19 protein-coding genes are annotated in these 22,665 nt (G+C 45.3%); all 19 read right to left on the bottom strand.

From position 1 onward, the window contains the following. Nucleotides 1-2 precede the first annotated feature (2 nt). Nucleotides 3-725 carry a 1-(5-phosphoribosyl)-5-[(5-phosphoribosylamino)methylideneamino]imidazole-4-carboxamide isomerase gene (hisA, locus tag RWX26_RS00260; RefSeq protein ID WP_314578041.1) on the bottom strand — a complete coding sequence of 241 codons (723 nt, stop codon included), beginning with the start codon at nucleotides 723-725 and terminating at the stop codon, nucleotides 3-5. Next, a complete protein-coding gene (gene hisH / locus RWX26_RS00255) occupies nucleotides 703-1,326 on the bottom strand; it encodes an imidazole glycerol phosphate synthase subunit HisH (RefSeq protein WP_314578040.1) in 624 nt (207 codons plus the stop codon). The genes hisA and hisH overlap by 23 nt, the downstream gene beginning before the upstream one ends. A 34-nt stretch (nucleotides 1,327-1,360) precedes the next feature. Beyond that, the gene (gene hisB, locus RWX26_RS00250) at nucleotides 1,361-1,945 is read right to left on the bottom strand and encodes an imidazoleglycerol-phosphate dehydratase HisB (RefSeq protein WP_125378382.1); all 585 of its coding nucleotides are present in this window, start codon (nucleotides 1,943-1,945) and stop codon (nucleotides 1,361-1,363) included. 11 nt (nucleotides 1,946-1,956) lie between these two features. Further along, complete coding sequence (gene hisD / locus RWX26_RS00245; RefSeq protein WP_314578037.1) at nucleotides 1,957-3,249, bottom strand: histidinol dehydrogenase; 1,293 nt, start codon at nucleotides 3,247-3,249, stop codon at nucleotides 1,957-1,959. Then, complete coding sequence (gene hisG, locus RWX26_RS00240) at nucleotides 3,246-3,890, bottom strand: ATP phosphoribosyltransferase (protein ID WP_314578035.1); 645 nt, start codon at nucleotides 3,888-3,890, stop codon at nucleotides 3,246-3,248. Before hisG ends, hisD begins: the two co-directional genes overlap by 4 nt. Then, nucleotides 3,887-4,876 carry an ATP phosphoribosyltransferase regulatory subunit gene (locus RWX26_RS00235; protein WP_314578033.1) on the bottom strand — a complete coding sequence of 330 codons (990 nt, stop codon included), beginning with the start codon at nucleotides 4,874-4,876 and terminating at the stop codon, nucleotides 3,887-3,889. The genes hisG and RWX26_RS00235 overlap by 4 nt, the downstream gene beginning before the upstream one ends. A gap of 55 nt (nucleotides 4,877-4,931) precedes the next feature. Further along, a complete protein-coding gene (gene hisC / locus RWX26_RS00230) occupies nucleotides 4,932-5,990 on the bottom strand; it encodes a histidinol-phosphate transaminase (RefSeq protein ID WP_314578030.1) in 1,059 nt (352 codons plus the stop codon). Between the two features lie 471 nt (nucleotides 5,991-6,461). Then, nucleotides 6,462-6,767, bottom strand: a complete 306-nt coding sequence (locus RWX26_RS00225; protein WP_002914863.1) for a DUF4298 domain-containing protein — start codon at nucleotides 6,765-6,767, stop codon at nucleotides 6,462-6,464. Nucleotides 6,768-6,800: 33 nt separating this feature from the next. After that, complete coding sequence (gene addA / locus RWX26_RS00220) at nucleotides 6,801-10,475, bottom strand: helicase-exonuclease AddAB subunit AddA (RefSeq protein ID WP_314578027.1); 3,675 nt, start codon at nucleotides 10,473-10,475, stop codon at nucleotides 6,801-6,803. Next, on the bottom strand, nucleotides 10,472-13,753 hold the full coding sequence (gene rexB / locus RWX26_RS00215) for an ATP-dependent nuclease subunit B (protein WP_314578024.1): 3,282 nt from the start codon (nucleotides 13,751-13,753) through the stop codon (nucleotides 10,472-10,474). Before rexB ends, addA begins: the two co-directional genes overlap by 4 nt. 202 nt (nucleotides 13,754-13,955) lie before the next feature. Next, nucleotides 13,956-14,267, bottom strand: coding sequence for a hypothetical protein (locus tag RWX26_RS00210; protein WP_223313089.1), 312 nt, complete (start codon nucleotides 14,265-14,267; stop codon nucleotides 13,956-13,958). Between the two features lie 46 nt (nucleotides 14,268-14,313). Continuing rightward, nucleotides 14,314-15,159 (bottom strand): DUF4300 family protein, encoded by an 846-nt coding sequence (locus RWX26_RS00205; RefSeq protein WP_223313090.1) that lies wholly within the window; start codon nucleotides 15,157-15,159, stop codon nucleotides 14,314-14,316. Nucleotides 15,160-15,192: 33 nt separating this feature from the next. Continuing rightward, on the bottom strand, nucleotides 15,193-15,735 hold the full coding sequence (locus tag RWX26_RS00200) for a ClbS/DfsB family four-helix bundle protein (RefSeq protein WP_314578017.1): 543 nt from the start codon (nucleotides 15,733-15,735) through the stop codon (nucleotides 15,193-15,195). Nucleotides 15,736-15,763: 28 nt separating this feature from the next. Beyond that, a complete protein-coding gene (locus RWX26_RS00195) occupies nucleotides 15,764-16,174 on the bottom strand; it encodes a type II toxin-antitoxin system death-on-curing family toxin (RefSeq protein ID WP_314578015.1) in 411 nt (136 codons plus the stop codon). Beyond that, nucleotides 16,171-16,407 (bottom strand): AbrB family transcriptional regulator, encoded by a 237-nt coding sequence (locus RWX26_RS00190; protein WP_125434354.1) that lies wholly within the window; start codon nucleotides 16,405-16,407, stop codon nucleotides 16,171-16,173. Before RWX26_RS00190 ends, RWX26_RS00195 begins: the two co-directional genes overlap by 4 nt. Before the next feature lie 124 nt (nucleotides 16,408-16,531). Continuing rightward, nucleotides 16,532-18,289, bottom strand: coding sequence for a glycoside hydrolase family 13 protein (locus tag RWX26_RS00185; protein WP_314578011.1), 1,758 nt, complete (start codon nucleotides 18,287-18,289; stop codon nucleotides 16,532-16,534). Between the two features lie 297 nt (nucleotides 18,290-18,586). Beyond that, nucleotides 18,587-19,258, bottom strand: a complete 672-nt coding sequence (locus RWX26_RS00180; protein ID WP_314578008.1) for a type II CAAX endopeptidase family protein — start codon at nucleotides 19,256-19,258, stop codon at nucleotides 18,587-18,589. A 186-nt stretch (nucleotides 19,259-19,444) separates the two neighbouring features. Beyond that, on the bottom strand, nucleotides 19,445-20,986 hold the full coding sequence (locus tag RWX26_RS00175) for an ABC transporter ATP-binding protein (protein WP_314578004.1): 1,542 nt from the start codon (nucleotides 20,984-20,986) through the stop codon (nucleotides 19,445-19,447). Between the two features lie 302 nt (nucleotides 20,987-21,288). Beyond that, entirely contained in the window at nucleotides 21,289-22,647 is a 1,359-nt protein-coding gene (gene rlmD, locus RWX26_RS00170; protein WP_314578002.1) for a 23S rRNA (uracil(1939)-C(5))-methyltransferase RlmD, read from the bottom strand. Nucleotides 22,648-22,665: the final 18 nt, after the last annotated feature.

Raw genomic sequence — 22,665 nt, 5'->3', positions numbered from 1 at the left:
GGCTAGCCCCTTTCTGCTTCCTTAATCTGCTCTAGGCTAATTCGTCCACTGTAATAGGCCTTGCCCACAATGGCACCAGCCAAGCCCAGTTTTTTCAGCTCTTCTAAGTCATCCGCTGACTGAATACCACCAGAGGCAATGACATGAGCTTGCTTGAGAGCTGCCAGCAATTTTTTGTAATGCTGGATATTGGGACCAGTGAGAGTACCGTCTCGGTCCACATCTGTATAGACAAAGAGACGGACGCCGATTTTTTCCATGGCCAGCGCTAGGCTGATATAGTCCTGACTACTAGTTTCCAACCAACCCTCAGTTGCAACCAGCCCCTCTTTCGCATCAATGCCAATCACGATTTTGCTACTTCCAAAGCGCTCCAGCGCAGCCTCAACAAATTCAGGATTCTTAACAGCCATAGAGCCAATAATGACACGGTCAATGCCAACCGCCAGGTAATCTTCAATCTGCTCCAGACTGCGGATGCCGCCCCCGACTTGGATAGCTAGACCAGTTTCCGCTTTAATCTGGGCAATCAGATCTCGATTGGCCGCCCGACCTTCTAAGGCCCCGTCCAAGTCAACCACATGAATCATGGTAACCCCGGCTTCTTTGAAAACTCGAGCTTGCTCCAAAACATCGGGATTGACCACCGTCTTCTGACTAAAATCCCCTTTAAAAAGGCGGACGGCCTGGCCGTCTTTGATATCAATAGCGGGCAGTATTTTCATAGACATACTCCTTAAACTTCTCTAGGATACCGAGGCCAACAGCACCAGACTTTTCTGGGTGAAACTGGCAGCCAAAGACCGATCCTCGGTGAATCATGGCTGGGATAGGTCTCCCATAATCAGCCGTCACGTCCAAGTACTCCTTCGGAACATCTGTGTAGTAGCTATGGACAAAATAGACTGACTGGCCCTCGAGACCGGCTGTCAAAGCAGACGTCTGACGGATTTGTAAGTCATTCCAGCCCATGTGAGGCACAGGCAGACCAGCCTGATCCGGAATCCGGCGGCAAACACCGGGAATCAAGCCCAGTCCAGAGCTTTGACCATTCTCCAATCCAGACTCCAGCAAGAGCTGCATACCTAAGCAAATGCCCAAGAGAGGCTTACCATCGGCCACAGCCTGCTGGATAACTGAAACCAGCCCTCGCCTTTCCAACTCCTGCATGGCAGTAGGAAAAGCACCGACACCTGGTAAAATCAAGCCATCGGTAGCTAAAATTTCCTGCGGGTCAGCTGACAGGCGCGCTTCTACTCCGACCTGAGCTAGAGCACGGAGAACATTGGCAGTATTTCCCGCGTCATAATCAATAACAATCATCATCTCTACATCAACTCCTTTCACTCAGAAGGACAAGCTAGAGCAAGCCCTTGGTGGAGTTGACTCCATGAATCTCTGGATTTATCGTAATAGCCTCCCGCAGAGCTCGGCCACTCGCTTTAAAGAGGCTTTCCGCCTTGTGGTGGCTGTTCTTGCCATGAAGGACTTTCAGGTGCAGATTCATCTGCAGATTAAAGGCTAGGGCTTGGAAAAATTCCTCCACCAGCTCGGTGTCAAAATTCCCAAGCTTGGGATTGTCAAAATCCGCCTCAAAAACTAGATAGGAGCGACCGGATAGGTCCAGGCTGGCCATACCCAGCGTTTCATCCATAGGCACAAAGCTAGTGCCGTAGCGGTTGATACCAGCCTTGTCTCCCAAGGCCTGACGCAGAGCCTGTCCTAATACGATACCCACATCCTCGACCGTATGATGGCTGTCCACCCAAAGGTCACCTTCAGCCTTAACCGTCAGAGAAATCCGACTGTGGCGGGCAAAAAGGGTCAGCATATGGTCAAAGAATCCGACACCAGTCTCGATAGCTACCGGCTCCTGTTGGTCGAGATTCACAGTCAGTTCAATATCGGTCTCCTGTGTTTTTCGCTTGATTTCAGCTTGTCTCATGGCAACTCCTTCTATTTTTCCTGTCTGCGGGCTTCAATGGCCTTGGCATGTCCCTGCAGGCCTTCTGCATAGGCCAGACTGGTAATATCCTTGTCAGCTGCCCCTACAGCAGCACGGCTGTACTGGGTGTACTGGATGCGCTTGATGAAGTCATAGACACCCAGAGCTGATGAAAAGCGGCTGGTGCTGGTCGTCGGCAAAACGTGATTGGCTCCCGCATAGTAGTCACCGATTGGCTCGCTAGTATAATGCCCCAGAAAGATAGAGCCAGCATTTTCAACCTGATCTAGATAGCTGTAGGCATCATCCATGGCAATTTCCAAATGCTCAGGTGCCACCTGATTCATGAGCTCAAACATGGCTTCCTTCGAGGGTGCAAGGATGATGCGGCCGTTGTTCTCAATCGAAGCACGCGCGATTTCCTCCCGCGGCAGCTCTTTCAGCTGTCTGTCTAGCTCTGCTTCGACTTGGTCCGCCAGCTCCTCCGAGTCGGTCACCAGAATAGCCCGAGCCAGCTTGTCGTGCTCGGCTTGTGACAGGAGGTCAGCTGCCACATAGACTGGACTGGCTGAACTATCCGCAATGACCCCAATCTCCGAAGGTCCGGCAATCATGTCAATCCCCACGACGCCATAAACCATCTTCTTGGCTGTAGCCACAAAGATATTGCCCGGTCCAGTTATCTTATCTACCTTGGGAATGGTCTCAGTACCATAAGCCAGAGCTGCTACACCTTGGGCTCCACCAATTTGGAAAATCCGATCCACACCAGCCAGCTTGGCAGCGACCAAAATCGCTGGAGTAAAATGCTCCTGAGGTGGTGTAATCATGATGATTTCTTTGACACCAGCAATCTTGGCTGGAATAACATTCATGAGGACGGAGGACGGATAGGCTGCGGTACCACCAGGTACATAGGTGCCGACCCGCTCAATCGGCCGAATCAACTGACCACGGATAACACCCTCACTGGGACTATCCTCAAAACCAGTCTCCAATTGCTGGCGGTGGTAGGATTCAATATTAGCTTGGGCATTTTTCAGGGCGGCCAAGACCTCTTGGTCAATCTCCTCAAAGGCCTTGTCAATTAGCTCCTGCCCAATCTCAAAATCTGTCACCTCAACCTTGTCAAAAAGCATGGTATAGTCTCTTAAAGCTTGGTCACCGTCTTGTTTGACCGTTTCAATAATCTCAGCCACCGCTTCTTCCACATCTAAGTTCTGCTGGCTGAGCTGCAGTTGCTCTTCGTATAAAATCCGTGAAATTTCTTCGTTACTTCCGCTTAAACGTTTGATAATTGTCATTTAAAAGCCACCTCTCTTCTTCCTACTAGGGATTCAATCTTTGCCACAAAAGGCATGATATCCGGGTTATTTTTCAGGGAAGCCTGATTGGCAATGAGCCGGGCTGATACTCGGCAAATGTCTTCAAAAACCAGCAGGCCGTTAGCTGACAGGGTATGCCCCGTCTCCACAATGTCGACAATGGCATCCGCCAAGCCCAGCACCGGTGAAATCTCCACGCTTCCTTGGATGGAGATGATTTCCACATCTTCCCCTTTTTGATTAAAATAATCAGTCGCTACCGTCGGATACTTAGTCGCAATCCGCTTGCGCTTGTGATCATGAGGGTCATAGCTGGGCACCGAGGCCAGTGAGAATTTACAAAGGCCAAAGTTCAGATCCAGCAGCTCCAGATAGCCAGTCGGATGCTCAAAGAGAATATCCTTGCCGACAATGCCCAAATCAGCGACTCCATGGCGCACATAGGTCGTCACATCAGGCCCTTTGACCAAGAGAAAGCGAAAGCAACCGTCTGGGCTTTCAAAAATCAAACTGCGCCCCTTGTCTGCCATGAAAGACATATCAAAGCCAGCCTGAGTCAAGAGCTTGACCGTATCTTCCTCAATCCGCCCCTTGGTCAGGGCAATGGTAATCTGACTCATCTGCTGTCACCTTCCTTTCCGCACTCGTCCGGCAGGTCATCATGAATAGCCTGATAGACACTGTCAATGTCTAGAGACCAGCCGATAGCTGTCAGCTCTGCTGCCCCGAAGCGCTTGAAAAGCTGATCATAGCGACCACCAGATAGAAAAGCATCAGGCACTCGGTCGCTAAAGACCTTGAAGGTCAATCCAGTATAGTAAGGCATAGCCGCCACCTGCCCCAAGTCCATAGTTGTCTGATCCAGCAAGCCTGATAGGCTCCGCAAAACTTGCTCCACATCATCTAAAGCCATCAATATCCGCTCGTTGTCAACTATCTCTCTAGCCCTAGCTAAAACCTGTTGGCTAGGACCAAACAAATAGGGCAGCTCCTGCAAAAAATCATCAAATTCACTCGATCTGGTCTGGGTGAATTCAAAGATCCCCGTCCTGTTTTTCTTGCGAATATAATCTAGCAGCTGGGCCTCCTCCTGCGAATCCAGGGCCAGACTCTCTAAAATGGTCTGCAGGATTGCCGCATGGGAAAACTCGAACTGATAAGACTTAACCTGCGCCAAATCCAGCGACTGCTTGGCTGTCTTGATAGCCTCAAGCACCGCCTCGTGAGCTGGATAGCCGATAATCTCAATACCTGCTTGACTGAGCTCGTTGGCAAGACCGCGCAGCTCTTCTTGATAGTGAAAAACCTTACCTGAATAGGAAAACTTGGTCGGTGTATGCACCCTGGTCGAAGCAATAACCCGACCAATCTGGCTGGTTACATCTGGCCGTAGTACCAATAACTCGCCTTTTTTATCGAAAAGATGATAATGATGGGGCTCCACATGGTCACTGAAGACCTCGAAGTGCTCCAAAGTCGGTGTGTCAATCCGATTGAAACCCTGAGCCATCAGAAAATCACTGATGTCCCGCTCAATCTCGTAGGTCACACGCGCCCTCTTGAAAAGCTTGTCATGCATGCCAATCGGAAGGGTGATTTTATTCATAGGCTGCTTTCCTTTCTAGATCTATTCTTACACTGACTGGCTTTGGGTCAAACTCTCAGCTGCTGCAAATTTCCTTGATGACTGCCAAGACTGCTTCCATCTCCTCTCGCCGTCCGATAGAGATACGAAGGAAGTCTTTGATTCGTTCTGCTTTTGGAAAATACCGCACATAAATCCGACGCTCCTCTAGTTGCTGAAAAAGCTCTGCTGCAGAGATTCTAGTAGGCTTGGCTAGGACAAAGTTGGTCTGACTAGGCAGGACTTGGAAATCCAGCGCAGCCAATTCTCCAGCAAACCAATCTCGGGTCTCTTGAATGGCTCTACCGGTCTCCAAATAATAATCCCAATCTTTCACCGCTGCAAGAGCCAAGCGCTCTGCTAACATATCCACTGAGTAAGGATTGATGGAGTCCTTAACAGCTTTCATGACAGCTATTAAGTCTGGATGACCGATGCCGTAGCCCACCCGCAGACCAGCCAAAGCAGCATCCTTGGAAAAGGTCCGCGTGATAAAGAGGTTGGGATAGGTTTCTAGAAGAGGCAGGGCAGATTGACCGCCAAAGTGAATATAAGCCTCATCCACCACCACGACCACATCTTGATTGGACGCTAGAATTTCTTCCAACTGATCCAGCGGCAGATAAATCCCTGTCGGAGCATTGGGATTGGCCAGAATAATACCGCCATTATCTCCAAAATAATCTGACGGATGGACCTCAAAATCGGCTGTCAGAGGGATTTCTCGAAAAGGCACGTGGTAGAGGTCCGCCCAAACCTTGTAAAAACCATAGGTCAAGTCCGGAAATAAGACCGACTCGCCGCTGTTAAAGAAGGCCAGGAAAGCCATGGACAAGATGTCATCACTCCCGTTACCAATAATGAGCTGGTCGGGCGAAATACCTAAATTTGCCGCCAAAGCTTGACAGAGCTCCGCCTGATCCAAACTGGAATACTTGCGCAACTCCTGGACATCAAAGTTCTGCAGGACCTCTGCCACCTTAGGACTTGGTCCATAAGCATTTTCATTGGTATTGAGCTTAATCATGTCTCGCTCATTGGGCTGCTGCCCTGCTACATAGGGATTAATCTGCCTGAGACCTTTTAGCTTAACCATCTTGCCACCTCTCTTTCACACACTAGCCATTATCTGACTCTGATTATCTTTTAGAACTTCTAATAAATGAAAGACGAAATTTACCGCTTTGGTAACGAAAATAGGGAATCTTCTGGTTTAAATATAATAAAAAACCCTCGCAAAAAAACTTTGCAAGGACGTTGACACGTGGTTCCACCTTTATTCGGACCTCAGTCGCCTGAGGACCCTCTGGGAGTACGAGACTCCAGATTGATAACGGCAATCAGCCGTCGGACACTAGTCTCAGACTGCTGACTGATTTCGCATCCGCACTCAAGAATGTGTCGTCTAAGTATTGCATGCCGTCTCACCATTAGGCACTCTCTGTTTCTTGTCTTAGACTTTTTCTCTCATCGCTTTCAATTTATTGTTGAATATTCTACATGAATTTTTATTAAAAAGCAAGAGGAAAATTGAAAAAAATTAAATATTTTTTTCTTTCTAAATGTATTAACGTTCTTTCAGCATAGCACTGGACAAATCCAACAAATTAATCGCTGTTTCAAAATGCTCCCCCATCAGGTCATAGACAGCATCTTCGCTTAAGACGCCGCAAGCTATATTTTCAGGGAAATCCGGTCCATTCGAGAACTCTAAATCATCAAAAAATTCCTGACCAGTATAGTAGTCCCTCAACTGAATATAATCTGACTGGCAGTGCTCTAACTCAGCTAAAGCTTCCTGGGCTCTTGCCAATACCTGAGAATATTTATTCAGGTGCTTTTCCATTTTTTGAATGCGTTCTAACTGTTCCACAGGATTCCTTCCTTTCTGAACACGACAAACTAATCAGTCAACCTTAACCACCTGAAGCTGCTCACCGCCTAGCAGAATCAAATATTTTTCAATCTGCGAAATGCCATAAGAGCGGCTGAGAGCTTGAGCATATAAGTCTAGCTGGCTTCGATAGCGAGCAATCAGCTCAGATGGCTCTTTGTATTTATCCGTCTTGTAGTCAAAGAGGATAATCCGGTCCTCAAAGAGCAGATAGCCATCCAAAATCCCCCGCAAAACAAACTCCTGACCGCTGTCCTCATCTTGCTTGAGCATGGCAAATGGTGCTTCTCGACGAAGTCTATCACTGTTATCAATCAAGAGTCGCCCCAAATCCGTCTCAAAGAAAGATGCAATCTTAGGCAGTTGAATCTGCTTTTTGACCGCTTCATCGGCCTGAACCTGAGCTAAAGCAGAACGAAGTACAGCCATGCTGGGACTGCTATCCAAAGGAATCCGCTGCATAAGCTCATGAACAGCACTGCCGACTTGAGCCCCAGTTACTTTGGCTTTCTTGCCAAAATCAGGCAAGTCAAAGTTAGGCTGAGGCCGAAAAGCTGCTCGCTCATCCATGATATCCAGGCCATCCGTATCCATGATTGGCTCATAAAACTTCTTAATCTGGCTTGGAGTTCGCACACTAGGCAGCTCAATGGCAGAGCGGTACTGGCTATTCAGTCGGTCCACGCTTTCTAAAATATCCAGAGCCCGACGGATATCACCCGACTGACGATTATCTGCCAAATCATCCGCTGGAAAGAGCACAGGTTCATTAATTCGCCCTATCTCTTCAGCAGTTAGCTCCTCATCAGTGACAAAACGGGTCTCGTAGGCAAGATTCTCATCGGAAAAAACCGCCTGAATGGCATAGAGCCAGTCTTGGAAATTACTGAGTTGGCTGCGCAGACTGGCAGACAAACGCCCTTGCTGGCTCTTACCCCACTGACGCTTATCCAAGGCCTCTTGACTGCCCTTGCCGACTAGATAAAGCTTGGTTTCAGCCCGCGTCATGGCCACATAAAGCAAGCGCATCTGCTCAGACAGACTAGCCAACTGCAGCTCCGCTAGATTCTGCTGATAAGGCAGCGTATCCATGGAAATGCGCAGCTGATTCGGCGCATAAGGATCTTCCACAGAAACCGATACATCCACCACATACTTGATGCCGACTCCCTTGGTCCGGCTGAGGATAATAGCAGAGCTGCTATCCTGACGGTTGAAGGCCTTGTCCATATTGAGCAGGAAGACATATTTGAACTCCAGCCCCTTACTTTTATGAATGGTCATGAGACGAACGGCGTCCTTAGGCGCCGCCACTGGCACACTAGCCAGATCGTGCTGATTTTCCAAGATACGATCTATCATTCCGATAAAGCGAGAGAGACCTTTAAAGCTGGACTTTTCATACTCATTGGCCCGCAAAGAGAGGGCATAGAGATTGGCCTGTCTCTGGACACCATTAGCCAGAGTCCCCACCATGTCATAGTAGAAACGGTCCTGGTAAATCTTCCAAATCAAATCATACAGGGAGTGCGTCTTGGAATAAGTCCGCCAGCTTTCTAGGGTCTCATAAAAATGCTGCAGCTTTTTCTGCAGTTCCTGGGTGACTAAAGCAGAGTTCAAACCTCTTCCTTGGAGAGCATTAACCAGCTTTTCATAAAGATTTTCCTGAGAACGCTCTTGACTGTCTTGCAGGGACAGCCGAGCCAGCTCGTCCTCACCAAAGTCAAACATGGGAGACTTGAGAAGGGCGGTCAAGGCATAGTCATTCAGCGGATTATTGATAGTCCGCAGGGTATCCAGCATGACCAATACCTCAACCGACTGCAGATAGTTTGCTGCGCCATCATCTGGTACCAGCGGAATCTGGTGCTGCTCAAAGGCAGCTAAAATCAAATCATTGCGGGTTCTGGAAGCTGTCAGCAGCGTAATATCTTTAAAAGCCACTCCTTCTTCATTGTGCAGGCGGATGATTTCCTTGATGACTAGGTCCACTTCCCCAGCTGATACTGCCTGTGGCAAGCCCTCATCAGCCTCCTCTTCCGGACTCTCCTTAGAGCCTTCATAGATTAAGAAAGAAGCGCGGTTAGCTGGATTAGGCTCACGTTTGGTTGGATTTCCCGCCACCAAATAGTGGGTTTCATTGTAGTCAATTTCCCCAACTTCTTCATCCATCAGGCGTTTGAAAACATCATTGGTCGCTTCCAGCACCTCAAGATGACTACGGAAATTTTCCTTAAGGACAATCAGCTTGCCCTGACTGCTATCCTCTTGATAGGCCTTAAACTTATCACTGAAAATCTGCGGATCCGCTTGACGGAAGCGGTAGATAGACTGCTTGATATCACCTACCATAAAGCGATTTTGCCCTCTGGAAAGCAAGTCCAGCATGCGCTCCTGCGTGTGGTTGGTATCCTGATACTCATCCACCATGACCTCGTGGTAGCGCTCCTGATAAAAGCGACGTACCTCTGGGAAAGTCTCTAAAATCTCAATAGCAAAATGGCTGATGTCACCAAATTCAAAGGCATTTTCTGCCTTCTTACGCTCCAGGTAAGCCTGTGCAAAGTCCGCCACAAAATCCCGCAGAAGCTCAACTAGAGGCAGGCACTCAGCCTGGTGTTGCTCAATAAAGTCCAGCTGATAAAGCTGCTGGTCAAAGCTTCGCAGCCGCTCAATCATAGGCTTCCTGGCTTCATTGTAATCCTTGGCCATTTCTTTTTTGAGCTCGTCTGCATTCTTACCAACCCGAGCTGTAAAGGCCTGGCTATTGGACAGTTGAGAAAGTGCCACGATCTGCTTGAGAATCTGAGCGGTTTCGTCTATTGAGGACAGTTCATTCAGGCCTGCCAAGACGGTCAGAGCATCTTGGACATTTTCCTGATACTTGGTGCCCGCAAACTCTCTTCCTTCATGCTCCAAATGGGCAGAAAAGAAAGCTTCCAGCTCCCAAAGGGCTGATTTGATTTGGTCAAATACCCGCTCTCTTTCTGCTGCAAAGTCGCTGTGCTCATAGCCATAGAGGAAGGTCTCTTCCAGCCAGCGCTGAGGACTGCTAGTTGACTGCAGAAAGCTGTAAATCCGATAAACTTGCTCCCGAAAGCCTGATAAATCCTTGCGCTTACCAGTAAAGTTCTTTACCAAACGGCTAAACAAAGCCTGACGCTCGCTGTCATAGTAACGGTCAAATACTTGGCTAAAGACTTCATTTTGCAGAATCAGCTGCTCACTGGCAGACTGGAGAATCCGAAAATTCGGTGCCAAACCAAGCAGGTAACCATAGCGACTAAGTACTTTCTGGGTAAAGGCGTCCATGGTGCCAATATCGGCATTGGGCAGGTCAGCTAATTGCTGGGCTAGGTGTTGCTTGAGTTCAGGACTCTCAGCCTCTTTCAAGGCCTTACCCAGTTCCTTCTCCAGCCTCTCTTTTAGCTCGCCTGCCGCCTTGACGGTAAAGGTTGAGATAAAGAGCTGACTGACAGCGACACCTCTAAGAATCTGGTCTATGATTCGCTGGACCATGACAAAAGTCTTACCCGAGCCGGCCGATGCGGAGACCAGAATATTCTGCCCAGAGGAGTAGATGGCCTCAATCTGCTCTGCCGTCTTTTTCTGTGGCTTGTCCGAAGCAGCTTCTTGGGCTTGCTTAAGAGCAATTTCTTCTGCAGTTAAAAAAGGAATTCTCTTCATTTTTCCATCTCCTCCCTCATCTTTTCTAGCCAGGCCTGGCGCAACTTCTCACCAGTTGGCCGCCTATCAAATTTGCTTGCATCTAGTTTTTCTAGCTGGCGTGCCTGTCCCAAATGGAGATTGGCTTCAAAGCCCGTAATGGACTTAAACTGCTCCACATAAGGTGCAATGCTACGCCCATTCTCTGTATAAGGATTGACTGCAAAATGGCCTGATAGAATGCCTTCTGAAGCTTTTTTATAAAGGTAAGCATTGTAAGTCAGGAGCAAGTCCAAGTCTTCCTGGCTCAGCAAGTTGGTCTTATTTTTTTCATAGAGCGGACCAAGCTCCTTGACAGCATCAGCCACAAAAAGCCCCTTGTATTGCAGTGGCTTCATAGACTGACTGACTGCATCCGCCAAAGTCTTGGTATCTTTAAGCGCCACAATCGGATCGGTCATCTGCAAATACATGGCGCCAAAAGTCCCCTTATCCTCTTGATAGTCTGCTAACTCCTCAATCGCCGCCAGATAGGTCGGCAGCTGAGAATTCAGTCCATTAAAGAATTTTTCAAAGCTGAACTTAATATCGCCAGACTTATAGTCCACCACTCCCAGACTCTCGGTCTTGGTCAGACGGTCAATCCGATCCACCTTACCGCTCACGGTCACTGCTCTGCCATTTTCCAAGGTCAGGAAAGGCTTAGAAGCTGAGCCAAAGCCAGTCTCCTCGCCAATAGTCTCAATCCCGCTTGGATGAGCCAGCACCCGGCCGGTCGCCCTCGCCGTATCTAGCAAGAGCTGGCGGGCAAAACGGGTCTGTCCTGACTCACTGTAGATGTTCTCAAACTCAGACTCTCGGCTGGTCTCTTCCATAGCCAGCGCTAAACGCCGGTCAAAATCTGCTGACGAATCATCTTGCAGGACCTTTTCAAAGATCCGGTGAAGGAAAATCCCATGACTGCGAGCATCTGGATGAATGGTCCACTCTTCCTGCAGGCGCAGAACATACTTGAGAAAATAAGCATACTGATGCCGGAAATATTCGTTTAGAGCAGACGCTGAAAGTCGGAGAGGCTGCTCCTGAGGGTAGAGGGCTTGCAGAGTTTCCGACTGTAGAAACTCCGTTTTCAGTTCCTTGCTGATTTGCGGAATGCTGATGCCTTCTGCTGCCAATTTCTTGCGCAGAACCCGGACAGCCACTGCCCAAAAAGTCTGCTCCTCTGCTGTCCTCTCTCGGTCAATCTCCTCTTGGTGGAGCTCGATGATTTGAGAAAGTAGAGCTCGGTAGCTGCCAATATCGTCACTGGAAGCCTGAGGCTTTTTGACAATGATGGGCAAGGAAAGTGGAGCCGCAGTCAATTCCAGCAGATAGGTCGACATGCTGTCCTCTACTTCATTGACCAAGGCTGGCGCAGACAAGACCAGCTCTTTGGTAGCAGAATTCATCAGCGATAGAGCCGTATAGCGATTCTTCTTGAGATTTTCTGAGCTGGCAATCTGGAGTTCCGCCTGAGAATCCGTTGCGTCATTGAGTCGAGCCCGGTCTTCGTCACTGAGCAAACTCTTGTTTTGCGCGATTTTCGGGAAACGCTCTTGGGTCAGTCCAATCGCGTAGACGTAAGGAGCTGCTAAAGGCTCTATCAGGTCATAAGACTGGACCTTGACCACATCTACTGTCGCCGGTACCGTCCGGTAGTTGGACAAAAGCATACCTGACAAGACCAAGGCCAGAAAATCATCCAGTTTGACCTTGCTATCTGCAAAGACCTGAGCAAACTGCTCTAAGACATGACTGAAAGCCTTCCAGACTTCCTCATGACGCTCCTGCTCCTGCTGACTTCCTCCCTGCAGCAGAGCCGTTAAATTGTCAGACAAACGGGCTGCTTGGACGAACTCTGTAAACTTAGCTAAGAGCCCAGACGCCGTCTGGCTGCGGGATTTGAAAAAGTCTTGCAGCGGAGTCATGACTCGGCGACGAATATGATTGAGACGGTCTAGGTCAAATTTCCCTTGGCTATTAGCCGTGAAATCCTTAGCTAGCTTGCCTGCTCCCTTAATGTCCGCAAAGCGCAGATATTGCTCAAAATGATCCAGCTCTTCCTGAGTTAAATCGCCGTAGAGCCCCGTCTTTAAGAGATTGAGCAGATCTTCCAGTTGGAAGTTATAGCGCTTGAGCCGCTCCAAGGACTCGACAAACTGAACCAGCGGATGCTGGGCCATTGACTCGCTCCGCCCTAAATAGTAGGGAATCTGATATTGGTCAAAAATGGTCTTGAGCTGAAGCTGGTAGGCTTCCACATCTCCCAAAAGCAGACGAATATCCTTATAGCGCACACCATCATGAACCCGCTGCCGGATGGACTTAGCCACATACTCCAACTCTTCTTTCTGGTTCATAGTAGCCCAAATTTGAAGCTGTGAGCGGTCTGTCTCACTAACTTCAACAGCCTGCTCAGAAAAATCATAGCGACTCTCCAAGACCTTGGAAATCCGTCCAAAGGCATCTTCTGCTCCCGCATGAGAGATATAGTCAGGCTTGACCTGATAGTCCTCGGCTAGCTTTCTCAAAAAATCCACGCTGGCCTGATAGAGATTGCCCTCACGAAAGGCTGCTCGATAGGCTTTTTGGCTGGCATAGGTCCCAATGACAATCTCCACACCTTTCCGATGCAGAAGACCGACTAAGTATTCCTCTTCGGCAGAAAAACGAGTAAAGCCATCAATGACCAGGGCCAAATTCTCCAACTCCTCATCCGTATCACCAGCCAGAATATGCTGGGCAAAAGCAGCAATCTGAGAAGACGAATCAAAATCACCCTTATTCAGAGCAGCAGTCACCGCTGTAAAAATCTTGACCAGATCCTCCCGCTTCTCAGGCTCCTCGAGAAATTCCAGATCCGCAAAGGACATCTGGGCAGTCTGCAGTTCATGATAAAGATCCATCAATTGCTGGATAAACTGGGCATCCTTCTTAATCCGGCCATAGACCTTAAGCTCTCCATCATCCAGCTCTGTCAAGGTCCGATAAATCAGCATTCCTAGACCAATATCGTCCAAACTCTGCCCTTGCCGAACATCATTGAGGACAAAATACCGAGCCATCTGGGCAAAGCGCGTCACCGTAATGGCAAAGGAAGCCTGAGTTTTCAGGCACTCCAAAACCGCCCGCTCCTTCTCAAAAGATAGCGAATTTGGCGCAATATAAAAGACTCGCTTACCAGCCGCCACCAAGCTCTCAGCCTCAGCCACTAAAACCTTGGTCAAAGAATGGCGAATATCTGTATAAAGTAATTTCATAGCCTGCCTTTTCCTCTAGAAAATATAGGTTTATTATATCATTTTTACCGATAATTCTCATGGAGAATAGTCCCAAAGCCCAATTAGAAACCATCATCCAAAAATAGCGTTAGCGACCGGCCTTGTCATGCCAAAAAAACAAATGAAAAAGCCACTGCTTCCAGTGACTTTCTAAGGCTCTCATTTTTTTCAAAGTAGGAGTTCATCTGATTTTATGCTTATTCATCTTTTCTTCAAAAATGCTTGTCATAATCACGCGCAATTCTTCTCTTTCGTTGTCAGGAAGTTCGCCTTGCTGCTTAGCGACAGCGTATAGCTGAGGATATTGCTTAGCAACTCGCTCAACCGTCTTGGTCGTCGCATGCCCTCTCACGAAGAAAGGAATTCTCTTAATCCACTCTTGGGGCACAAGTGCCAGAATCTTTTTGGCAGCTTCCTTATCGGAAATTTCTGCAGTGCTGAGCCCTTGATTAATCTGCTCCTGTTCCTTTTCTGTAAAATCTTTTAATTCCATACGCTTAATCTCCCAGTTCTATTTTCTTAATGCTAACTAAAGCACATTATTTACCCTCTACCCACTTATCATTGTCCATGATAAAAGGTTTGGCCAGTCCTTCTCCTGTGTAGTCTTTATATTTGGTCTGCAAGTATTTGTAGACATCTTCCTTGGTCGCAAATTTGATTGCCTGATAAGGCTCTTCAAAGGTCAGCTTTTCGACAAATAAATATCCGTCTTTATCTGGAACCAAGACGCCGACATGCCCTACAAAGAGAGAGTCGCCATCAAGATTGTCGTGGACAATGACTGAAAGCATCCGTGCTTTTTCGCTAAACTTGAACTTTTTGAAGTATTCCTCCATCTTCTTAGCATGGACTTTGACATCTTGAGTCGCTTCAGTTTTGACTCTTGAAAACAGGATATTAAATTCTTCCTTATCCTTGGCATCAAAGAGCTTGCCCTTGTCAATCGAATCATTATCTATGAACAAGAGTTCGTCATCTTTTTCGATTTGAGGGATTTCGATGCTATTTTTCAGCAAAGTATAAGTATTAATCCGACAATTTGTTCCGATAAAATCGCCCTTTTTTGCCTGCCATAGAGGATTGATTTTTTCTACGTCATATTCAGTTTTGGTAAACTTAGTGAAATCGCCCCTTAATCCAGTAGAACCAACAAGTCCATTGTAGTCATTGACTAGATTGACAAAGTTATCGACACTGTCTTTATCCAAGTTGGCAGCCAACAAACTCTTAACTTCTTCGACACTCTTTTTACTGTTTAGATTTGAATAAGTCGATGTAGTTTGACTTGTTTCTTTATTTTTCTGCGAACTGGCGCATGCCGCCAGTCCAAAAGTCAAAGCCAGGCAGGCGCAGGACATGATTATTTTGCTGTATTTCTTCATTCTTATTTCTCTCTAATTCTTGTCTTCTACAGACTATTTTGCTTTACAATTTTTTTGATGAGCTTTCAATTTTTTCATGGCCCAGTCATAATGGCTGGAAGTAGCACTTACAAAATAGGAACCTAGTACGGTCCCTCCGACCCATTTATAGACATTTTTTGAAAATAATTCTTCGTTTGTAAATGTGTCTGCCAACTTCAAAACATCTTGATGGGACTGATGAAAGATCTCAGTTGCCTCTTCAAGAGAAGTATTTTGATGCTTTTTCCAAAATTCCAGATTCAACTCTCCATAAGTCTTCCAGTTGTAGGGCGCAGGAAGAAAGGGCTGCTCTTGACCCTTTTGATTGGAATGCACCCAATTCAACAAGAGCTGATGCCATTCATAGAGGTGAATCAAAACATCTCTTAGATTTTTATCCCGTCTCCAATGAGCCTCTTTCTTCTTTTCATCCCGAGAAAAATCAAAGGGTGTATTTAGCTCTTCATCAGACAATTTGGAAATGAGAGTTTGTAGCTTCTCATAGTTTTCCTTAGCAGCTAACAGCAAATCTTCTTTAGTTTTCGGTCTAGGCATAAGATTGCACTCCTTGCATAGTTAAAGCTTAATCGTTATCATTACGAAACGAATGTTCAGAAACCCATTTTGAGTAGCTTTTTAAATTTTGCTCAGACAGTGATGCAACCTCTATTCTTACACACATTTCAACCGCTTCTTCAAGCGTAACAGCAAAATGATAACCGTTTAATCGTAAAAATTTTACTAAAACATAAAAAGCCGTTCGTTTATTAGCACTAGCAAAAACATGTTTTTTTATCAATTGAACAAATAAAATTGTCGCCTTATCAAAGATTGATGGATAAAGAGGTTTCCCAAAAACAAATTGCTCAGGTAAGTTCACAATCATATTTAGTGCTGATGGACTAATCGTCTTGATTTGTTCTTTCGGAGAATAGCGCTGAATAACTAAAGTATTAATCTTTGCAATTTGAATTTCTGTTAAATAGACTGTCATTTTTCCACCAAAGCTTTAAAAATATCATCGTATTCATCAAAAATATTATTTAAATCCAATTCAAAAGATTCGTCAGAAATATAAGTAACCAGATTTTCAGCCTTTTCTGGAGTAAAGACAATTTCGCCACTCGGTAACAATTTAGCATCGTAATGCACGCCACTCGGAATATTAAATTCACTTGGAATCGTTATTGTTATAGAATTCCCTTGTTTTCTAGTTTTTACTGCCATCTTGCTTCCTCCTTAGGGATATTATAACAGATAATTACAGTAATTACAAAAATAGAATAATCTTCCGACTTCCCTTATCTTATTTAGAATACATCATGGGATTAAGATATTAGTTAAACACAACTCAAATGCAAGACTCATCACAATAAACTACAAATCCCTTTGGTAAGATGAGAACTTGCTGGTCATCAGTTTGGCAATGACTCACCAAATCAGCTGAATCTCTGTCTAACAGATAATTCTCATTCGACTGATTAAAAATGGCTCGGATTACTTGATGATCATGTTGCCATTCTAAAGCTAGCACATCAGGAGCGATTTCTTCTAGGGTAAATTTCCCATGCTGAATAATGTCCGCAACATCTTTGCGAAGCTGAATCAAGTTCTTCATAAAATTGAGCATGTCATTGTCATTGGAAACCCGGTCCCAAGGCATGGCTCGTCTACAATCCGGATCCATACCTCCGCCCAATTCTAGCTCGGTCCCATAATAAATACAAGGCGTTCCCCTTTGTAAAAAGAGAAAGGCGAGTGCGGATTTAACAAGCTGGATATCACCTTGAGCTGTCGTCAAAATGCGCTCCGTATCGTGCGAATCCAAAAGATTAAACATAACCTCAGAAATCTGCTGCTTGTAGTACATGGACTGGCAGTTAATCTCAGCTATGAATTGACTAGTCTTCTTGCTCCTGATCAAAAAGTAGTCCTTGATACTATCCGATAGAGGATAGTTCATGACCGCGTGAAACTCATCTCCATTTAACCAAGCCTGAGAGGTATGCCAAACCTCTCCAAGAATATAAAGGTCAGGCTTTTTGGCCAAAACAGCCTTCCGAAAATCTCGCCAAAATTGATGATCAACCTCATTGGCCACGTCCAATCTCCAAGCATCAATATCAAAATGTTCAATCCAATAGGTCGCAACGCTTAAGAGATAGTCTTTCACCTCAGGATTTGCCGTATTTAACTTAGGCATATAGCTGGCAAAGGCAAAGGTATGATAAGGGAGTTCTTTGGGATTCATAAGCTTGTCATTCATCACCGGGAACTTTTGAATGTGGAACCAGTCTTTGTAAGCTGACTTTTCACCATGCTTGAGAACATCCTGCCATTGAGCGGATTGATCGCCCATATGATTGAAAACCGCGTCCAGCATGACCTTCATCCCACGCAAATGAGCTTGCTCCACCAGTTGACGGAAAATCTCTTTGTCCCCAAAGTGTCGATCAACTTCAAAGTAATCCGTCGTATTGTACTTGTGATTACTTGGAGATTCAAAGATGGGACAGAGGTAAAGCCCTGTAATGCCCAAGTCTTGCAAATAATCCAGATGCTCAATAATCCCCTGTAAATCCCCACCAAAGAAATCACTACTTTTAGGTGTGATTGACGAATCCCAATCTAGAGCTCCTTCTGGCGAAAGCACAGCATTTCCATTGGCAAATCGTTCTGGAAAAATCTGATACCAGACCGTTTTTGAAACCCAGTCAGGAACCTGGCAACCATCAATTTCGTGAATATAAGGGAGTTTAAAGCCATTGCCTTCTAAAGCAAGGTTTTCTGGACTATTGTCAGCGAAACCTTTATCTCCATACAAGATGCTTTGACCTTCTTTATCCTTAATCTCAAACAGATACTGGAGCCGAGCAAAGCGCACAGAAAAAGCTACTTGCCAATAATCAAATAAGGCATCAGAGGTCACTTTGACCATCTCTTTCACATCTTCATAAGAATCCTCAAGAAAAATAAAGGGGTCCCCATAGTGCAAAATGATTTTCTCTATATCCTCTTTCTTAGTCCTTATTCTGATATGCACTTGACCTTCTTTATAAAGATAGGCATATTCCGACTCTGGTCTATGATAAACGGCTGTTAATTCCATACTTTTCATCTCCTAGATTTCACTGTTTAAACTCATCGCAACTTTATGCAAACGATTCCATAGTTTAGCCCTAGTATACTATTTTAAAAAAATGATTGCAAGCTATTGTTCAAGTTTAGGAATAAAAGGTATAGTAGAGAATATTAAAAAGCCTTGGAGACAAGGCTTTTAGTTATTCAAGTTTTAGCAAGATTCCTTACTTTTCCAAATCAAGTTATCTAGCCCATTTTTACTGATAGTGACCATTACCGTCCTAAAATGAAAATTCTTTATTAGCTAGATGACATTAAAATCTTTCTAACTATACATCATGAGCAAAAGAATTCCTGTAGTATTTCCAAGAATATGAGAAAGTGCAGAAATCAAACAATTACCAGACTTTTTATAAATCATTGCATAGATGATACTATCAACAAAAATCATTAAAATATCATAGCTTACAAGTTCAATACTTCCACTAGAAATATGGGCTATCGCAAACAATAAAGAAGATAGAATGGCACAAAGGCAAAATGGTAGAATTCTCATTGACTTACCAAGAAAGAAACCTCTCCATGCAATTTCTTCCCCAAAGGCTGCGATTATTATTTGAATCATAAGGAGTGGTATTTTATCGAAGGACAACATACCATCCGTTCTTCCCAAAACATGACTAGCAAAAGCACCCTTAAATACCATATCGCCGATAAGCAAAGTTGCTGCAGCAGATCCTACAGGAAGCAAGACCAAAAGAATTACTCCTTGTTTTTTCAGATCATCGAAAAATGATTTAAAGCGCAAACCTGATTCTATATGTGATTTTTTATCAAAATGTTCAAGAACAAAGAAAAAGAGAATACCAATCAGTACGGTGAGACCTGATAAAGAAAGTTCAGGTATTATCTTTGTCAAAGACAACACCGCCATTAGAAATAAACCAATGATTGTAATATAAAAATACTTTCTATCAATTTTAGCAGAATCAATCAAAACGATATTCCTCCTTGATTTAGTAAGACATCATCAATATTTTTTTATCGAACAATATAAATTCCAATCTCCAAATCGGAATCAATATTATTGTATATTATAAATAGAAAAAAAGCTAATCATCTTATTTTCAAATCCACAAAAAGAGTGGCCTCTGCCACTCCTTTCTAAAAACTATGTATCCACCTATCTCTCCAGTTTTATGACCTTATCATAGCGCTTCAAGTCCTCTTCACTATAGTGATGAATCACTTCTACGACTGCTTGTGGGAGAGAGAAGAGAAGCTGGCTGATTTTCTCTTGATTTTTAAGATCCAGATTGGCCTTGACCTCATCAGCCAGGATAAATTGGCGATTGTGATAGAGCGCGCGGGCAATTTCTAACCTCTGCTTCTCACCACCGGACAGGGTGTGATTGCTGGGTGTTTTGCCTTTGAGAGCTTTCAAACCGGTTTGCTGCAGGATCTCTTCCATCCTTACAGAATCAAGTTCTTGCTCCAGAGCGATATTTTCCTCTAGTGTCAATCCATCAAAGACATGACTGGACTGGAGAATGTAGGCTCCTGCCTGATAGATTTCATCCGAGTTTAGCTCTTGTCCCTGGTAGCGAATCCGACCTTGACTAGGCTTGATTTCTCCATATATGAGGTTAAGTAAGGTTGTTTTCCCAGACCCGCTTTCTCCGATAATGGCAACCTTTTCCCCTTCCTCAATGGTAAGGTCACAAGGGGCTAGGATTTCTTGACCATCACGCTCTACGCTGACTTGCTCTAGCTGAATCGGAAAGACGGAACTTTCAAGAACAGAAGGCATTTTCCACTCCTCTCCCAGCAATTTTTGATACTTATCACAGAGAGACTTGGCTGATTTTCTAGTATTGATAAAGTAAGATAGCTCCTGAAATTGGTAGCCGATATTATGCGATACCAGGTAAATCCCAACAAAGCTGGCTGCAGATAGGTAGTTATAATAGGTCATGAAACCACCAATGACAATAGGCGCAACCGAGCAAAAGGCATCAATCCCATTGATAAAGAGACTATTTAGAGTCCGTTGCTTTTCATAGGCGATTTCTTGCTCTAAAGCCTTGTGCAAATCTTTGGAAAACAGTTTGTAAAACATGCTTTGTCCCAGATAATGCCGTATGGGACGAACACCCGCAATCATATTGGTCACTTGGGAGACGTAGCCTTGGTTAGCTAGGGACTCCTGCTTAGTAATCGCATCCAAGCGTTTGGAACCTATGCTACTACAAAGAACAGGTATCGAATAAAAAATGATAAAGAGCAAGCCAAGATAAAAATTAGTCCAGAGAGCATAGCAGATGGAAACGGTTGTAAACCCCAAAGAAGAAATGATAATGACAGTCGGCTCAATATAGTTATCTTCTAGCTGTTTTACATCATTTTCCAGGTCGGACAAAACCTCTTCATCCGCTATCCGACGGCTATATAAGAAAGTTTGAAAGATAGCCTGCTTAATCCCCGACTTGAAGTCCGTCAGCACTCGTGCATAGTAATAGCGTTTCCCTGCCAAACCCAGCAAGAGAATTAAATTCCCAACAATCCCCCAAATCAAGACCTGCCACAGCAAATGCAACTGGTGATTGGTAAAACTAGAGACAATATACTGAATCAAAGCTGGTGTAATGACAGCCTCCAACCAAGTAATCATAATCGCCACAAAATAGATGAATAAATACTTTTTAGTCACATAGGATCTAAGCATAGCGTATAAACCTCCTGAAGTTATTTACCAACTTAGATGGTCTTTTTTTATCTAGACGGGGATATAAGGGCTTAAAAAACCTTTATCTAAAATGTTCCTATGCTTTCACCAGCAGAGCTACACACTCAGCGGTTCGGACTTACCGTATCATTTCGTCGGTTTTCCTCCTCATTCTACGAGTCCTATCCCATGGGCGGAACATCTGCTTCTACTTCGCTGATACCTCAGCTCGTACAAGCAGTGATACCGCCTCAACATGATGCGTCTGCGGAACTCAAAAGGTTTGGGGAACCTTTTGAGGATTAGCTACGTTTCACTAACAAGCTTACACACTCGACATGGTGCGTTTGAGGAAACAAATCTACAGGCTGTACTTTCTTCAACTCATATCCTAATTCTTGATAGAGTTTGATATCACGCGCCATAGTGGCGACATTGCAGGAGATATAAGTGATCTTCTTGGGCTCCATGCTGACGCTGGCTTTGATGAAGCTCTCGGTCAGTCCTTTTCGTGGTGGATCGACTAGGATGACATCCGCTTGGATGCCCTCTTTCAGCCAGTTTTGGATGGCTTCTTCAGCAGGAGCACAGACATAGCTGGCATTGGCAATGCCGTTGATTTCTGCATTCTTTCGGCTATTTTCGACCGCTTCTGGGATCACTTCCACACCATAGACTTCCTTGACATGCTTCGCGACAGAGAGCCCAATCGTTCCGATACCCGAGTAGGCATCAAGCACCACATCATCTGCAGTCAGCTCGGAAAAATCAAGGGCTGTCTGATAGAGCTTTTCTGCCATCTCGGTATTGACTTGATAGAAAGCTGGTCCAGAGATTTGGAAGTTATTTCCCAGCATCTGGTCGGTAATGTAGTCTTGACCATAAAGCGTTCGCCAGTCTTTTCCGAAAATCGCATTGCCGGGCTGGTCGTTGATATTCTGCATAATGGACTTGATAGTTGGAAAAGCCTCTGTCAAGCGCTCCATCAGCTGCTCTACTCGGAATATTTTAGGACGGGTTGTCACCAAAATTACCATAATTTCCCCTGAATAATGGCCACGACGAACAACTAGATTGCGAATGAGTCCAGTCTTTTCTTGCTCATCGTAGGGTTTGAGGTCAAAACAACGCAGCAAGTCGCGTGTAAAGAGGATCACTTGATCAATGACTGGATCCTGGATATAGAAATCTTCAATCTGCAGGAGGTCATGGGAATTTTTCCGGAAAAAACCTGTTTCCAGCTGGCCATTGACACGGCGGACAGGCACTTGAGCCTTATTGCGGTAGCGCAGCGGCTGCTCCATACCAAGTGTCGGAGGCACTTCAATATCGGACAAACCAGCAATCTTATAGAGACTGTCCTTGACCTGCTTGCGTTTGAAGTCCAGCTGAGCTGGATAGTTCAGATGCCCCAAGTCAGCAATCCCTGTACGCAGATAAGCCATATCAAGATTTTCATTGCGCTGGGCTGAAGTACGAAGAAATTCTTCTACCTTACCAAAGCCAATTTTTTTGTTGACCTTAAGCACACGCATGCGGATGAGCTCACCCGGCAGGGCATTTTCTACAAAGAAAACTAGGCCCTCTGCCTTGGCCACTCCTGCTCCCTCATGGCTCAGATCCACAATTTCAACTTCAATCACATCATTCTTTTTTAACATATTTTTCTCTTTCTGCTT

The sequence above is a fragment of the uncultured Streptococcus sp. genome (assembly GCF_963536705.1).
Lineage (GTDB): Bacteria > Bacillota > Bacilli > Lactobacillales > Streptococcaceae > Streptococcus.
The sequence above is the reverse complement of the archived record's forward strand: the minus strand, read 5'-3'. Positions and strand labels throughout refer to the sequence as shown.